Genomic DNA, 15,477 nt, shown 5'->3' with positions numbered 1-15,477 from the left:
ATTTATGAATGGTTAACTAGTTAATTTGTTGACTTGTTAACCAGTAAACCAGTCAACTTTTCTCTAACCTTTAACTACCACTAAACCTCACATACCTGATATAACCTTTACCATCTGTTTTTGCCGCCAGGCCTGCGGTAGTTAAAGGCACTTCTGCATCTTTGGTGTGATATTGCTTTTCTTCTACAGCAGTTTCAAAACGCAGGGTGTAGCCGGCATTTATTTTTTTGCTGTCGATTGCCAAAGTCACTACAGCACGATCGCCACCGCCTATAGAAGCACCGGTTACAGCGCTTATCTTTTCTTTGCTTTTGGTCTGGAACTTATACCATTCTTTCAGGGTATTAAACCATTGCTTATCCGGACCCATCACCCTGAGCGTTTTTTCGTATGCTCCATTAGGATTGATCAATGATATAATAACGTAAGCTTTTTCGCCCTGGTAACTATTCATCTGTATCATGCATTTGTAGGAGCTGGTTTGCGCCATACATGCAGGGCTAATGAAAAACAAACCAATAGCTACTATGCTTTTTATAAATAATTTCATGTTTATATTTTATTGTAAAAAAGTTATAGAGACATTGTTGTTTTTCAAAAACTCATTTTCCTTCGCCAGGTCATAAGCTGTTTCTTCAAATCCTGTTTTCAGATCTTTCTTTACACCTAATGCAATTAAGGATTTTAAGATCTGGTCGTCTTTGGCAATTAATGCCGCCTTATGTAATGCCGTGGCTCCTTCTTTGTCCTGCGCATTAATATCAGCACCCAGTTCCGCTGCTTTTTTGATCAGGGCCGCATTTTCTTTGGCTACTGCCAGGTGAAACAGTGAGCTGCCATCACCCTGCGGAGCTGTTATATCAAGGCCTTTGCTTTTTAATATAACGAGCTTCTCAGCGAAATCATCACCCTGTGGTTGTGCCTGGCCACCCCCCATTGGGCCGCCGGGTCTGCCTTCCCTGAAGGAGTTAAACCAGTGATAAGCCAGGTTATGACTATCTTTATCTACCACCTTAATATCAGCGCCTTTTTGCAATAGCAAATTCACCACTTCTGCCGATCCATTGGCAACCGCCTTGGTTAAAGCCGATTCGCCCTTATCGTTTACTGCATTGATATTGGAAGTCTTAGCCAGTAAGGTTGTAATCAGCGCTGCATCGCTTCCGGCTGCTGCATTGATCAGCACGGTATTGCCTTCACTGTCTTTTTTGTTGATATCAACACCTTTGGCCAGGAAGTAGTCAATCAGCTCTTTGTTAGGGCGACGTACCAGGTTGTGTAAAATGGTAGCGCCATCTTTAGAATTGATAGCTTTTGGATCCAGTTTTAACTGCTCTACCAGATATTGATAAACCTCGATACCATTTTGAGTCATCCTCGAACCTTGTGTAGCAAAGAACAATGCACGGTTAGTAGGCTTAAGACCCTTCGCCATCAGCTTTTGCATGATATCGCGGTTACCTAGTTTTGCGGCATAGTCAACTGCAGTGCTGCCATACTCATCTTTATCGTTAAAGGATAGCCCTTTTTTTACCAGGTAATCAGACAGGCTTAAATCTTTGTCATTCGCAACACCCATTAACAATAAGGTGGCGCCATCATCGTATCTTTTTTTAGGGTCTACTCCGGCTTTAAACAGGGCTTCCAATACCGGAATGTTTTTACTCCCTCCCGTAAGCGCATTAGCCACAACGGAAGTACCGTGGCTGTCGTTAAGATGTACGTCTGACCCTTTTTCGATCAGGTAGTTGATCAGGTCTATATTGCCCCTGGATGCAGCCCAATGTAAGTAAGAAGCACTGTGGTGTGTTTTCTTCTTTACGCCATTGCCTTCCTGCTCCACCATAAATTTAATGGTTTCCAGGGGCGCTTCATTTAAGATCGCTCTCGCTGTGGGATCCCATGAAGCAGCGTCGGGTTGTGAGGGACTATTGCCTTTTGCGATTTCCGCTTTTACCTGGTCCACCGTCGGTTGCGTTTTCCAGAAATCAGGGCTCATCAATGTATTGGTTGATTGAGCTGCTGAAGGGCCTCCCGGGCGACCACCCCCTGGCTGGGCGTAAGAAATAATAGTAAGGAGCGTGAATGCGCTCAAAAATATTTGCTTCATGTTGACTTATTTCAATGTTTTTTCTGGTTTCCTGTAAAGGAAAATTGAAACGCAAAGGTAAAACCTGTTGGCGGCGGGCAGGTTACGAAATACGGAAAATTTAGGACGTAGACCGGAAGAATCTGAATTGAAATAAATTGTTGGTATTCAATAAGATGATGTTTAAATGCCTTGTGAAGTCGTCAACTAATCTGGCAGGAGTCAACGGCGGGGGGCATGAGGGTGCAGCCGGGATGATACCATGAATGTTCATTAACCCCTAAATGGTTAAAAAAAATATCAGCATTGTGATCGGCAAAATGCTCTCTTTAAATTGACCGGATCATCAAACTAGTTTAGATGCTGAGCCAGGGTATAGGCCTTTTGCATATCCGGCAGACCGTAGCCATAGGGCAATGCAGGATTGGCATATCTGTCGGATGACTGCCGTATAATATCTCTTATTTGTAGATTGGTTAGATTAGGGAAAGCCTGCCATAAACAGGCGGCCATGCCGGTGATCGCCGGTGCGGCGAAAGAAGTGCCGGTTCCGGTAGCAATGTTACCCAGGCTGGTAATCCTGTAGCTGCCGGCGCCCATGGCTATTACATCCGGCTTGATGCGGCCATCTACCGTCATGCCCCTGGAGCTGGCAGTTGTTACTGTCCCTGCAGCGTCAGTCATTCCTATTGTCAATGCGCCGGGCGAGTCGGCAGGACTTCCTACAAAGCTGCCATCGTTTCCCGCAGATACTACTACCAATATACCTTTTGAGAAAGCCATAGATACACCCCGGGAAGCGTGGGCCGTTGCACCATTTAGTATTTCGAATGTATTGGTCATGTCCGGGAAAGAATACCCTTTATATCCCAGGGAGGTATTTACAATATCCACACCCACGCTGTCTGCATATTCCAATGCGTTTACATAATAATCTTCCTCAATGGGATATTCGTCGGTATTATCTTCTGATGTAAGCAATAAATAACTGGCTTCGGGAGCAGCGCCAACATACTGGGTCGGTTTCGCACCCCCTATAATAGATAATACAGCAACCCCATGCTCATCCATAAAAAACGGGTTGGGCTGCTCGTAAATAAAAGATTTAGCCCCCAATAGGTGAACATTATTGAACATCGCGTTTTTATCAACATCCTTGTAGCCCGCATCAATTACCGCGATGGCTATATTACGGCCTTTAAAACCCAACTGGTGTAAGGCATTGCCTTTATTTTGCCTGATATTTTCGTAGGCAGGTCCGTAAACGTTATTGTCGGTGGATATAGTTATGTTGGGAGCCGCTGATGCGTTACTTCCGGGAAAATTCCAGCCAACTGAAGGACCCTTGTAAACATTGCTTCTTTTGGCCCATACTACTTTTACATCTGCTACAAAAGGAAGTGCTTTATATTTTTGGAGTAAGGTGGGGTCGCTAACATGTACACTAACTGTTTTGAGCCATTTGCTTTTGGCCACAATGGTGCCACCAATTTTGGTGATCTCCTGCAGGTATTCATCTGCGATGGGCAGGTCATTTTCGTCTACGTTGATCGATTGTTTTTGCCTGCGTTGCAGGGCTTTGGCCGAAAGAAATCCCGAAGGATTACTTAATGACAATGTCGTATGCTTTCCTTTATCCTTCAGTATGAGTCGTAGTTTATAAACATTAGAATCGGTAACAGTTACGGCACAGCGGGCCAGTTCTTTGCCGTCTTTGCCCTGGGCTATAACATTCGTTTGTCCGGCCCATTTGGCTGTTATAACACCCGGAGAATAAAACCCTACGATCTCGTCATTCTCCGATTTCCACACTACTTCTGTTGCAGGCAGGGTGTCTTTGTCTTTAAGCACATAAAGTGGTATCAGGTAAGAATCATTTAAATTGAGTGTGATGCTGGAGGGTGTGACAGAGAAGTTCGGTGCAGGCGGTTCTGCTTCCGGCAGCTTTTCTTTTTTACAGGCGGTAAAGTATAGCAACATCAAAAAGGAAGACATTACTCCAAAAGCAAAACGCTTAGAAGTTTTTGTAATTGTTATTAGATGGGTACTATTTGTGAAGGGCCTGTTGTTCAATTTGTGTTAGTGTTTATACAATAAAATTACGACAAATTTTACATCTTGTTTTTGCAATAGCCTGTTCTTCCATCAGCTCTACTGAAGTTGCCATAAAAAAGCCCGCTGCATCATGACTAGACGCAGCAGGCTCTTATGATAATGAGAGGTATTGTTAGTAAGCGCCTAGGTAGAAACTACCAGATTGGTTTTTCAATTTCGCACCTTTGGTAACCTGTTTCGTTTTCCAATTAATCAAATACAAATTCCCATCTACGCCGTTTGGAGTCATCGGAACATATGCATAATCACCTGCCAATCCAATATGTTGGAATTGACCAAATGTTCCGGTTAAGGCTTTCCCGCCATTTTGAGCTGCAGTAAGTCCGGAGAATCCGGCATCTGTCTGGTTGTCTGTTACCAGTTTAGTAGCTGTTCTTGCATTTAAATCAACCAAAGCAATGTATCCGCCGGCTACTCCTGTTTCTGTATATAAGACAATGCCAATGCCATCTTTAATATATCTCCATGAAGCAATAGCTACGTTATTGGCAGCTCCTAAGGCAGTTTTTAAATTAAAATTATAGCTGTTGTCATATTCATTAGTAGTGCTGCTAATTCGTAGGATTTGAGAACCTGAAGTAGCCGTTGCCTGGTAAACGTGTCCGTCAGTACCTACATACTGGGTCATCGTGCGGTAAGAGTGATTGTTAACTTTGCTGATAGCCGGATCCACATAAATCAATTTAGGATTAGATAGAGACGGATAATCAACAACCAAAGTAGCGGTTCCTAGCTCTCTTGTTCCTGAAGTCCAGGTTTGAGCACCTGTAGTAGCATTAACGCCTGATTTTTTGGTAGGATCCGTTCTGCTTAAGTTACATCCAATAAAAAGTTTAGTTTTTGCTGCGTTTAATACAGGTACATCAATGCGACCTATCTGATACCCGGCTTTAGTTTGCTCCGGAGTAAACGGAATAGTAAATTCAGTTTGGCGGGTAATTTGAGGATCATTTAAATTAAGTACCGCGATTTTTGCTGTGCTTTTTACATCAATGAAGTCTGCACCCGCACCTGCACCCGAAGCTTCTATAACGGTAGAAGCGTATACACCCACTCCAATACCATCGGATGCAACCACCCAACGTGGAGAAGATCCGAGGATAGGTTCTGTGTTTACTTCTTCGCGGGTATCAACAAAATTCTTTTGACCTTCCACTTTGTATTTATTAAAAATACCGCCGTCGGTTCCGGTATACTGGATATTATAGAGGAAGTTGCCATTGGCAGATCCTTGCACACGGGCCGTACGCTGAGATCTTAATCCATAACCATTTGCGATTGCACTTACTTCAAAATTAGGATTGATGGCCTGGTCAAGGGTAATCGCATACGCCATGGTACCGCCATTTCCTGCTGTGCCTTCACCGTCAGGAATAGCAGCGGTTAATGTAATATATTTTCTGTCCCATGCATCAGGACCTGACGGGCCTTCCGTAACAGGATTATCACTTTTTTTACAAGCGCCCAAAGCACCGGCTACCAGTACTGCGCCAAACATAACTTTTGTTAAAAGTTTATTGTTCATAATTATTGGTTTTATCTCATGGAATTGCCCGAGCGAACATTGAACATTGTATATCCTGGCTTATTCCACATTTTTATTTATTAAAATTGTTGATGGTATAATTTAATTTTATGAAGAAGGCTCTTCCGGGTTTTTGAACTCCGAAATTGTCATATACTTCTGCGTTGAAAATATTTTTGCAATCGAGGCTCACCACCAGTTTGCCGGTAGGGAAGCGATAGCTGGCGCCCATGTCATTGGGAAATTGTGCCGGTGTGGTAAACCATTCCGATTCTATCCAGATCGTACTAAAAGGAGCTACATAGCCAACATTATAGTAAAGATTCAACACCGAGCGTTTCTGAAAAATATTGTTCAAACGGTACTGCAGATTGCCGTTTACAGTGAAAAAAGGTTCATTAGGTACCTGTCTGTCATACAGGCTATGAGGATTTCCCCTTTCGTCAGTTTCTACTTTGAACAGGGAGTTGAACTTAGACAGGTTGAACATGGCATTCAGCCGGTTGTTGAAAATGTAGTTCACTTCCGCCTCAAAACCCACGGATTGAGTTTTGGATAGATTCACAAATTGTGTCACCTGTATATCTTCTACCTGGTTTTCACGCCCTTCAATTACCGGATCTACACGGGTTTGCTGAATGATTTTATCGTACCCGTTTCTCCAGAATGCATTGGCATAGAATGACCATTTATGTTTAGTGGAACGTGAAATATTATAACGGGCTCCCAGGTTATAGTTGATGGCCATTTCAGGCAGAATATCCGGGTTAGGTAACAGGTTGTTTTCCGGCTCACCATAAATATGACGGTCGGTAGGCATGATAAAAGACTTTTCTGCAGATATGATTAAAAAACCGTTTGTAATGGGCTGGTAAGAAAGGGTACCACCAAAACCCCGGTTGTCTCGTTTTGTTTTATTGTTTTCATACACCAAAACGCCCTCTGTTTCCCTTACAGGGATAGTCTGGTCGGTTAGATAAACAGCATATTTACCAAAAACATTCGTTCTTAACTTGCCTTTAAAAAGCTCTGATTCATAGTTCAGCGCCCAGATATTCGTCGTTAACTCGTTCTGGGTGATCCATCGGCTTCTTGCGGGGTTCAGCAGATCTTTATCGTTTCTGTTAGCGTTCTCAAACTTATGATTTAATGAAACCCGGTGACCTGAAACAATCGTATAAGCCAGGTTGGAACGTATATTGGAAATGGTACGGTCAATATCACTGATCACAGCCTCCCCCTGCTGACCTCTTCCTGGCTCGTAGCCATAAGTTTCGGGCGGACCTTCTGAGTTCTTTACCAGCAAGGTTCCATCCCAATTGTACCTTAAGCTAACGGTATCCTGCAAGTAGGTATTCCGCATGCTATGTACAGCGTTTACTGTTAAGGCAAGCCCATCTACAAAGAGATTCCTTTTGGTATAGTTTAAGCTGAACACATGCGCCTGGTACTCGTTGAAGCGACCAAAATAAGGTTTGGTCATAGTAACACCATGAGGAATTTCTTTATAGGAGTCCGATATATTATAGCCAACAAAAAACTGGTCAGCCCATTTTACATCGGTAAAGCCCAATTCAAAATGTCCGCCGATGGTTTCAAATTCGTCGTTAGGTCTGCGGGTACGGTAATTACGAATAATGCGTCCTCCCGGTAAGGTGTACTTCGAGAATTTACCCCACATTTCATAGTTGTTATCCGAATGACTGAAGAAACCTGACGCGCGTCCCGTTAGCCCATTTTTTTGATTGCGGTACAAAGTGCTTACGTCGGCCCGGTAGGTATTAAAAGATCCGTAGGAAAGGGCCGCGGTAATATTATTGGCCGATGCGTCTTTCTTCATTACCACGTTGATCGCTCCACCTATATAGTTGCCGCTCAAATGCGCGGGTAATACTCCTTTATATACTTCTATCCGCTCAATCATCGCCGGAGGGATATTATTCAGGTTAAAAGAAGAGCCATAGGTAGATATTTCTATACCATCGAGAAATAAGCCAATGGTGCTTCCCGACATACCGTTCAGGTTATATTCAATAGGCGAACCCTCGCCGCCATTTTGTCTCACCCGCACACCCACAGCCCTGTCGAGCAGCTCATTAGTAGTTAAGTTTCTCAACGAAGCCTCTTTAGTTTCGATAACGGTTACTGCAAACCCCTGGGTTTCCAGCGCTCTCTTTTTAGTAACGCCTCCAACTGTCACTTCCTCGAGGTCTTCTGGCTTAGACTTTTTAAGCCGGATATTCAGGATAATGGTCTTGCCTTCGGCTACTTCAATATCGGCATGCTGCGATTCGTATCCTACCATCGTAGCGGTAACAGTGTGCTTGCCGGCGGGAAGAGATAATTGGTAACCTCCTTTGGCATCGGTAACCGTAAAATTGGATTTTTCAGAAACGCCGATGGTTACTTTTTCTGCAGGTTGTCCTTTTTCGTTGCTCACCGTGCCTTTTACCACAGCGGGTTGTTGCGCCTGCAGGTTTAAGCAAAAAAAGATTGCCATGCTGCAACCTATTACCCACACCATTGTTTTGTTATATCCCATCTGCTTACGCTATTTATTCCAGTGGAGGGTTGTGGAGTCTGCCCGGCGTTTGAAAACGGAGCTTAGTGGTTGCAGATCCTCCAGCCACTTTCAGGGTGCAAAGGTGAAATGGTTCATTTACTGGAAACGGAAAAGCAATAACGCAATCGGGAATTTTGAAAAAAATTCCGCATCCCGTAAATGCCCGGGAAGAAAATAGCGGATTTTTGCAATGAGATCGAAACCTTTAAGGCAAGAATAAGTAATGGAAAGTGTAGAAACTATGCTTAATGGTGAGGCGTTGAAAACAACTGTTGTTCCCTACTCAGACCTGTTCCGGATGGAAGAGCATGAAGTAGTGGAATCGCATAACAGCGACCTTTTCGATCCTTATAACTGCGATTTTTACGAGTTTCTTACCAAAGACATTCATTTTATACGCATATTGGGTAATTCTGTTCAAACCCAGTCTTTCTCCATTAAAAGCTGTAAACCGTATGTAAGCCTGGTGTTTTGTTTTAAATGCCGCGGCGTTTTTAACAACGGGCTTACAGGTAAAAGCTTTGCAGATGTGCAGCATAACCAAAGTGGCCTGATATTTATCAATACCCAGGTATTTGATAACGTCTGGACCCGGGAGGCAGATTCGGAACTGTATATAATCAACATCGAGGTGGATTATTTTAAGCGGTTCCTTTCGTCAGACAACCCCATGCACGAAACTTTTTTCAGTAGTCTGAAAGAAAATAACCCCGTGCTATTGAATGAAAGAAGCATAGAAGTTACTTCCCGCATGAAGTCGCTTTTATACGATATGTTTTTGTTTGAGCATAAGAACTACTACAAAACGCTTTACTTAAAATCAAAATTTATTGAGTTGCTGATGCTGCAGTTCCAGGAGTATGAAGCGCTCTATAAAGCGATGCCTGAAATTTATACCAGCGACAGCAACCTGGAGAAAATGTACGATGTAAAGGATATTATTGATGCTGATATAAGCCGTTCGTGTACCTTACTCGACCTGGCACAACAGGTAGGTACCAACGAGTGCTATTTGAAGAAGCATTTTAAGCAGGTATTTGGAACTACCGTTTTCGGGTATGTACATACCCAGCGCATGAACCGCTCCAAAGAATTGCTGATTAATGAGGATATGAAAATTGCAGAGGTAGCCAGGCTTTCAGGCTATAAACATGCTTCGCATTTTACCACGGCTTTTAAAAAATATTTCGGTTACCTGCCTCACCAGATCAAATTGTTACTCGTAACACTATTGCATGAATCTGAATTGTTGTTGGGATTGGAAAGTGTACCGATGCTTCCTCTTTAAATAAGCTATTCTGCCGTTTTTGACGAGTCTGGTTGCTGCATGGTCGCTTCTTCAGGCTCTACGTCTGGCTCATCGCTTTCTTCGTGGTCTCTCTCTAATTCCTCTTTGGTATATTGATGATAAGGTTCAAATGTTTTTAACTGGCTATTGTATACCAGGGCGTCCTTACTGTATTTGAATTGTATGATGATGCCATCCAGGGGCGATGGCTCCAGGGTAGGCTCGTCTATAAATATTTTGCTGCCCTTTTTGAAAGCATTAATAATAGGAAGGTCTGAGCTATACTCTTTCCAATATAAAATATCACCCAGGCTCGAAATAACGAAGAGTGCGCTGCTCTGAAAATCCTGTTTCTCTAATAAGAAAGCCATATCGGGTTTACCTTCCTGGCTACGGCCTGTAAAATTGCCAAAGGCATAAATTTTCGGCGCCCGGTCCTTGATGGATGTCAGGTGGTATTGATCTTCCCCATCCCTTTCGTAATATTTATTATCCATAAATATTTTCACAATAGCTCTTTTATAATTAACAGGGATATTATCATATTCGCTGATACGGAAGGTAGCGCCTTTCCAGTATTCATAATCCTGCATGGTAGCCAGGCCATGCTCATCTGCAGTTGCATCTGTTGCATAAGCTACATTATCGCCTGATAAGGCATCTATTTCGCCATTTCTTTTGCCAGCATTATAGATAAACCATCCAGCCACTATAGCTACAAGTATTATTATGATGGTTAGCAGTACTTTCTTTTTTGCGTTGCCATTTTTCTTTTGCTCTTCCATGTTTAGCGTTCCAATTTTTTGATAAGCGTTGAATCGGGCAGCAAAATAAGTAAGTTTTTAATAATAACAGTTTTGGTAATAATTTTTTCGATGAGCCCATATATTATAGCCATAAGATGTCTTCTAAACTTTTGTAGCTATCCGGTTAACTTTTATACCTTGTTGTTTTTTTATCTCCCGTTTTTATTAATAAACCATTTTCTACTCCGTTTTTTAAATCCCGGCTGGCAGTAGCGCTGGATATTTCGGTGTAATGTTTCATATAATCCTGTCGGGTGAAGTGTTTTTTGTTTGACTCTAAAAATACAGCCAGGCGTTCTGTTTCATTTAACTTTTTAGTACGATGCCTAAGTAACTCGTCAAGCGATTGATTGATGATATCGAGCATGAACTCAATAAACCGGGTTGATTTTCCTTCTTTATCCGAATTAGAAAGTGCCTTATAATAGGCAGTTTGATTTTTGGAAATTAACGTTTCAAAAGGAAGGAATTCAAATAACGGATATTCGCTCATTAATATAAGGGTTTGCCACAGGCGACCCATTCGACCATTGCCATCCATAAAGGGGTGAATGAATTCCATTTCATAATGAAATACGCAGCTTTTGATAAGTGTGAGTTCCGAAGGGTCTTTTAGATAAACGAAAAGATCTTTCATTAGATGCCCTACATTTTGTGACGGGGGAGCCAGGTGTGCGAGTTTAGATCCTTTTACAATCCCAACACCCTTGGTGCGGTACTTGCCCGGATCTGCAACCAACCCTTGCATCAGCATTTGATGGGCTTTTAAGAAGTCCTTTGCGGAGTAATGTTTAAATAGGCGGATACCCTTATAAACATCCAGGGCGTTTAGTACTTCTTTAATATCCTTTTCAGGTCCCACCACTCTTTTATTCTCTATAATAGCAGTTATCTGTTCTTCCGACAAGGTATTACCCTCAATACTTAAAGAGGAATGAATCGTTCTGATACGGTTTTGCTTACGAAGTTTCGGATCCTGTTTAACAAGAAGGCTAGCGTTTACTGCTCCTATTTTTTGCGCAATAGCAGTGATCAATGCAAGGATGGAAGACGTTATTTCGTATGGAGGTTTCAATTTTGATACTATCATTTGATACTATCAAAATTACATAAAATGATCTTATGAAATTATCGCACCAGGGCTTGAATGAATATCGCCGCCATGCGGATCTGTATACCCGGGGTAATTCATAATGCTATTTTAAAAGTGTACATGGAATGATTTGATAATATTATTGAGGTTCAGTAAACCGCATAAATGCCGCGTAGCGGTATAATATTAAAAGCAGTTTTTTTCACGAAGGTGTTCTGAGCCGCATAGCGGCGATATATTGTCTACGGATCAAAGTGACGTCATCATCTTTTGCAAATAGCCTTAATCATCCTCCAAAAACCGCTCTACCAGTGGCACAATAAAGTCGCTGCTTTGGTAACCGGGTTTCAAAGTGGTAATTTCTCCCATGTAAGCGCCATGTCCGCCGGGTATAATGGCCAAACGGCAATGGGGTATCAGTTTCGACATAGCTACTACATGTTGTGATGTGGCTACATCCTGGTCGCCGTTCACCAGTAACACCGGTGCCTGTATGGATTGTATCTCAGCATCGCTAAACTCTTTAAAATAGATCATTCGATTGGCGCACTTCTGGTACATCGTCATCAGTTTGGCACTATCTGGTGTAACGGCTAAAAATGCGTCTTTGTAGGCCTGCGGCATTTGGTCGAATGTGCCTTGTTTCATAAACTCCCAGAACTGCGGGAAACTGCCATCTTTTTTCAGCAGTGGAGAACCCGCAATAATTCTACGGCAAAGCTGCGGATGCTTGATAGCTATTTGCAAGGCTGTGTTAGCGCCGTTGCTGAATCCGAAAATATCGGCATGAGTAATGTTCAGACTTGTAAGTAATGCAGCCACGTCATCGGCATCCTGCTCAAAAGAAAGTTCGATGTTGCGATCGCTGGTGCGGCCATGAGCCTGCAGCTCTACGGCAATAACCTGGTGATGAGGTGCCAGTAAGGGAATGATCCTGCCAAAGCTGGTTTGAATAGTAGAGCCGCCACCGTGTATCAGCACCAGGGGCCGGCCTTCTCCATATATTTCATAGTACATGCTAATGCCGTTTACTGCGGCGTGGCCGGCTGTCATGGTGGGGGTGTCGTTGATAGTCATATTATTTGTTGCTTTTAGAATGGGTTGGTTATTACAGGCTGTTACAAACAAAACTACAATTAGAAAGATAGTGATTTTATGGATCATGATAGTGAGTGAAATAGTATTGGTTGTTTGACCGCGAAGGCGCGGGGGCGCAAAGTTTTTTGTAAACGATATTATGTTACTCCTTGCGTCTTGGCGTCTTCGCGGTTCAACCTCTTTATAAAGCGGATATCACCCCTTAATTGTCGCAGATACACTCCCTGTTTGTTCATTTTAGATGCCATCTTTGTGTTGTCAACGAGTGGAGCAGCAACCACATAAACGGGCGAAACCGAAAAGCCATACGAGTAGGATAAAACTAATATTATGTCTGACAACAACGTATCATTACACAGGGTTTTGAAAGCCTCCCCTGAAAAAGTATTCCGTGCTTTTACCGATAGCCTGGCCATCGCCAGCTGGTTGCCTCCTTACGGATTTCTTTGCACTGTTCACGAAATAAATGCCGAAACCGGGGGAACTTTCCGCATGTCGTTTACCAATTTTACAACAGGCAACGGCCATTCTTTTGGTGGCAAATACCTGGAGATAAAACCTAACGAGTTTTTACAATATACCGATCAGTTTGACGATCCCAACCTTCCGGGTGAGATGGTCACTACTGTGTGGCTTACAAAAAGCATCGCTGGTACAGATATTAAGATCACCCAGGAAAATATTCCACCCATGATACCTGCTGCTATGTGCTATCTCGGTTGGCAGGAGTCACTCGAAAAGCTGGCGAAGCTCGTGGAACCTGAAATTCCTGATGCATAATGCTTCAGCGATTTGAATAGAAGTTTGCGAAAAGATCGGCCGGGGGCTGGTCTTTTTGTTTTATCAAGTGTGAGTTACTATTACACGACCTGACCGGCAAAGGAACAGGCTTATTGCGGGTAATAATAGATATCTATCTTTGGTGTGATAAAAAATTTATTCATCGGCGATAGTATGATAGCAGGGTGCCGCAGGGCTTTGCCTGGTTTTCTCTTGAATAATTGCCTGTCTGGTTTATAACATTAAAAGTCCGTACTGTAAGTAGTTGTATTATGGGAAAGATCGATTCGTTATTGAAGCATTTTAGTCAAAACAATCAGTTACCTATTCGGATTGTTTCTCCTGGTTTTGGGCATCTATCAGAAGAGGATGCCGCACCATATCAGCGTACCAACCGTTTGCCCTATTACTTTTTTCTTTTTGTAGTAGATGGCAATACGCAACATGGCGTTGACCTCGAAAAATTTGATGTAGGAAACCACGAACTACTTTTCTCTTTACCTCATCAAATGCAACAATTACCGGCTGCCACACATGGAACCGATTATTATAAATTAGGTTTCGATGAAGAATGTCTTTCCCGGTTACCTAAACAATACCCTTTTCTGCTAAACCCGCTCCATCAGCATAAGATCAGTTTTAAACCAGCTCCGGCTACCCGGCTGAAGGCCATTTTTGAAATCCTTTTAGACCTTTTAGCTACTCCGGATACAGAACCCGAACTTATTCTGGCGCATCTCAACAGTTTATTAACGGAAATAAATACAGCCTATTTTTTCGAACAGCAAAAACCGGCAGAGGAGAAGCTTTCAAAATTTATTGGATTCAAAGTGTTTGTCGAAAATCATCTTACCGATCATCCTGCTATCAGCCAGATTGCAGAGAAGCTGGCGTTGAGCACTGATAGCTTATACCAGATTGTGAAGCAATACTCTGGCCTGTCTCCCAAAGCATTTATCACCAATCGCCTCATATTAGAGGCAAGACGCCGCCTGCATTATGGCGAACCTTCATCTGTTAAAACACTTGCTTTTGAACTGGGCTTTAATGACCCTGATTATTTTTCCCGCCTGTTTAAAAAAGCAACGGGGAAAACGGTAGCTGGTTTCTTCCGGGATTTGTCCTGAACTCATCAACTTTTGTCCGGGTTTATTGCCGCTATACTTTTGAACTTTGTTTTTCATCAATTAAAAATATATGATTAAACAATCTCAAAAAATACTGGTTACCGGTGTAACCGGATTGGTCGGAGCGAGGCTTTTGCCAAGGCTTGTCAATGCAGGATTTGATTGCTATGCATTAATACGTGGTGGTAAAATGCTACCTGAAGGGGTGACCGCAGTGAACGGGGACCTGCTTGATACAACATCCCTTTCAAACGCAGTTAAAGACATGTCAGCGATCATCCATTTGGCAGCTGTGTTTCGCACCCACGACACTGATATGATCTGGAGGGTTAACCTGGAGGGTACGCGCAACCTTATCGAAGCGGCAAAAACGCATGCACCTGATGTACGATTCATTATGGCAAGCACATCTAATGTTTATAATAGTAACAATCCACACCCCGGCAGGGAAGATGATGTTGTTGAAGCAATACATGCTTACCCCGCGAGTAAAATAGCAGCGGAAAAAGAATTGCGTGAAAGCGGAATCAACTGGGCGATCTTAAGATTTACTTTTGTTTATGGGGATGGCGACGGGCACCTGGAAATGTTACCCCGCCATGTTGTTGACGCAAAGTTCCACCCGGCCATGAGGATGAGCACGATCCATCATCGCGACATTTATACTGCTATAGCCATGGCTTTAGACGGTGTAATGGACCGAAAGACTGTTAATATTTCTGATGAAGCTCCCACAACCATTTACGAGTTGTTGCAAATTCTCGGAGAGAAGATGGAGTCATCAGCAGAGCCATTGCAGAATCCCTGGCAGCTGCATGCCGATAGTTCGCTTGCCCGCAGTCTCGGTTTTAAGCCAACCGTGCGTACGATTCAACAGGCTGCACAGGAGGGGTTACTGTAGATCCAGCCCGGTACATCTTTTAAATGGCTTAAGCAATTATACTTATGACATTTGTTCTGCCAATATACCTTTATACCTGGCAGGTATGCATA

At 42.9% G+C, this 15,477-nt stretch carries 12 protein-coding genes; 4 read left to right on the top strand and 8 right to left on the bottom strand.

Annotated elements, in window-relative coordinates:
* Positions 1 to 70 precede the first annotated feature (70 nt).
* The 5 genes from ACLOAU_RS04765 to ACLOAU_RS04745 all read right to left on the bottom strand — a co-directional run bounded on the left by ACLOAU_RS04765 (position 71) and on the right by ACLOAU_RS04745 (position 8,229).
* Positions 71 to 550, bottom strand: a complete 480-nt coding sequence (locus ACLOAU_RS04765; RefSeq protein ID WP_427860704.1) for a DUF2271 domain-containing protein — start codon at positions 548 to 550, stop codon at positions 71 to 73.
* Positions 551 to 559: 9 nt separating this feature from the next.
* Positions 560 to 2,110 (bottom strand): ankyrin repeat domain-containing protein, encoded by a 1,551-nt coding sequence (locus ACLOAU_RS04760; RefSeq protein ID WP_427860703.1) that lies wholly within the window; start codon positions 2,108 to 2,110, stop codon positions 560 to 562.
* Positions 2,111 to 2,440: 330 nt separating this feature from the next.
* Positions 2,441 to 4,084: a S8 family serine peptidase gene (locus ACLOAU_RS04755; protein WP_427860702.1), complete on the bottom strand. Its 1,644-nt coding sequence runs from the start codon at positions 4,082 to 4,084 to the stop codon at positions 2,441 to 2,443.
* 232 nt (positions 4,085 to 4,316) lie between these two features.
* Positions 4,317 to 5,729: a DUF4374 domain-containing protein gene (locus tag ACLOAU_RS04750; protein ID WP_427860701.1), complete on the bottom strand. Its 1,413-nt coding sequence runs from the start codon at positions 5,727 to 5,729 to the stop codon at positions 4,317 to 4,319.
* A gap of 73 nt (positions 5,730 to 5,802) precedes the next feature.
* On the bottom strand, positions 5,803 to 8,229 hold the full coding sequence (locus ACLOAU_RS04745; RefSeq protein ID WP_427860700.1) for a TonB-dependent receptor: 2,427 nt from the start codon (positions 8,227 to 8,229) through the stop codon (positions 5,803 to 5,805).
* 286 nt (positions 8,230 to 8,515) lie between these two features.
* Between ACLOAU_RS04745 and ACLOAU_RS04740 the strand changes: the two genes are divergently transcribed.
* On the top strand, positions 8,516 to 9,580 hold the full coding sequence (locus tag ACLOAU_RS04740) for an AraC family transcriptional regulator (RefSeq protein WP_427860699.1): 1,065 nt from the start codon (positions 8,516 to 8,518) through the stop codon (positions 9,578 to 9,580).
* Between the two features lie 5 nt (positions 9,581 to 9,585).
* Here the strand turns inward: ACLOAU_RS04740 and ACLOAU_RS04735 are convergent, their stop codons facing one another.
* The 3 genes from ACLOAU_RS04735 to ACLOAU_RS04725 all read right to left on the bottom strand — a co-directional run bounded on the left by ACLOAU_RS04735 (position 9,586) and on the right by ACLOAU_RS04725 (position 12,643).
* Positions 9,586 to 10,365, bottom strand: a complete 780-nt coding sequence (locus ACLOAU_RS04735; RefSeq protein ID WP_427860698.1) for a hypothetical protein — start codon at positions 10,363 to 10,365, stop codon at positions 9,586 to 9,588.
* A 145-nt stretch (positions 10,366 to 10,510) separates the two neighbouring features.
* Complete coding sequence (locus ACLOAU_RS04730; RefSeq protein WP_427860697.1) at positions 10,511 to 11,476, bottom strand: Fic family protein; 966 nt, start codon at positions 11,474 to 11,476, stop codon at positions 10,511 to 10,513.
* 285 nt (positions 11,477 to 11,761) lie between these two features.
* Positions 11,762 to 12,643 (bottom strand): alpha/beta fold hydrolase, encoded by an 882-nt coding sequence (locus ACLOAU_RS04725; protein WP_427860696.1) that lies wholly within the window; start codon positions 12,641 to 12,643, stop codon positions 11,762 to 11,764.
* 264 nt (positions 12,644 to 12,907) lie between these two features.
* On the opposite strand from ACLOAU_RS04725, the gene ACLOAU_RS04720 reads away from it, so the two are divergent.
* The 3 genes from ACLOAU_RS04720 to ACLOAU_RS04710 all read left to right on the top strand — a co-directional run bounded on the left by ACLOAU_RS04720 (position 12,908) and on the right by ACLOAU_RS04710 (position 15,385).
* Complete coding sequence (locus ACLOAU_RS04720; protein WP_427860695.1) at positions 12,908 to 13,357, top strand: SRPBCC family protein; 450 nt, start codon at positions 12,908 to 12,910, stop codon at positions 13,355 to 13,357.
* A 272-nt stretch (positions 13,358 to 13,629) separates the two neighbouring features.
* Complete coding sequence (locus tag ACLOAU_RS04715) at positions 13,630 to 14,484, top strand: AraC family transcriptional regulator (protein WP_427860694.1); 855 nt, start codon at positions 13,630 to 13,632, stop codon at positions 14,482 to 14,484.
* Between the two features lie 70 nt (positions 14,485 to 14,554).
* Positions 14,555 to 15,385 (top strand): NAD-dependent epimerase/dehydratase family protein, encoded by an 831-nt coding sequence (locus ACLOAU_RS04710; RefSeq protein WP_427860693.1) that lies wholly within the window; start codon positions 14,555 to 14,557, stop codon positions 15,383 to 15,385.
* Positions 15,386 to 15,477 lie beyond the last annotated feature (92 nt).

This window comes from Paraniabella aurantiaca (assembly GCF_050309965.1).
GTDB lineage: Bacteria > Bacteroidota > Bacteroidia > Chitinophagales > Chitinophagaceae > Niabella.
Note: the sequence above shows the minus strand (reverse complement) of the source record. Positions and strands in the feature narration are given on the sequence as shown.

What these genes read in the sequence shown, in the direction of transcription:
- ACLOAU_RS04720 (WP_427860695.1), top strand. Translation starts at nt 12,908, where the DNA reads ATGTCTGACAACAACGTATCATTACACAGGGTTTTGAAAGCCTCCCCT.
- ACLOAU_RS04730 (WP_427860697.1), bottom strand. Translation starts at nt 11,476, where the DNA reads ATGATAGTATCAAAATTGAAACCTCCATACGAAATAACGTCTTCCATC.
- ACLOAU_RS04745 (WP_427860700.1), bottom strand. Translation starts at nt 8,229, where the DNA reads ATGGCAATCTTTTTTTGCTTAAACCTGCAGGCGCAACAACCCGCTGTG.
- ACLOAU_RS04725 (WP_427860696.1), bottom strand. Translation starts at nt 12,643, where the DNA reads ATGATCCATAAAATCACTATCTTTCTAATTGTAGTTTTGTTTGTAACA.
- ACLOAU_RS04715 (WP_427860694.1), top strand. Translation starts at nt 13,630, where the DNA reads ATGGGAAAGATCGATTCGTTATTGAAGCATTTTAGTCAAAACAATCAG.
- ACLOAU_RS04750 (WP_427860701.1), bottom strand. Translation starts at nt 5,729, where the DNA reads ATGAACAATAAACTTTTAACAAAAGTTATGTTTGGCGCAGTACTGGTA.
- ACLOAU_RS04760 (WP_427860703.1), bottom strand. Translation starts at nt 2,110, where the DNA reads ATGAAGCAAATATTTTTGAGCGCATTCACGCTCCTTACTATTATTTCT.
- ACLOAU_RS04735 (WP_427860698.1), bottom strand. Translation starts at nt 10,365, where the DNA reads ATGGAAGAGCAAAAGAAAAATGGCAACGCAAAAAAGAAAGTACTGCTA.
- ACLOAU_RS04765 (WP_427860704.1), bottom strand. Translation starts at nt 550, where the DNA reads ATGAAATTATTTATAAAAAGCATAGTAGCTATTGGTTTGTTTTTCATT.
- ACLOAU_RS04740 (WP_427860699.1), top strand. Translation starts at nt 8,516, where the DNA reads ATGGAAAGTGTAGAAACTATGCTTAATGGTGAGGCGTTGAAAACAACT.
- ACLOAU_RS04710 (WP_427860693.1), top strand. Translation starts at nt 14,555, where the DNA reads ATGATTAAACAATCTCAAAAAATACTGGTTACCGGTGTAACCGGATTG.
- ACLOAU_RS04755 (WP_427860702.1), bottom strand. Translation starts at nt 4,084, where the DNA reads ATGTCTTCCTTTTTGATGTTGCTATACTTTACCGCCTGTAAAAAAGAA.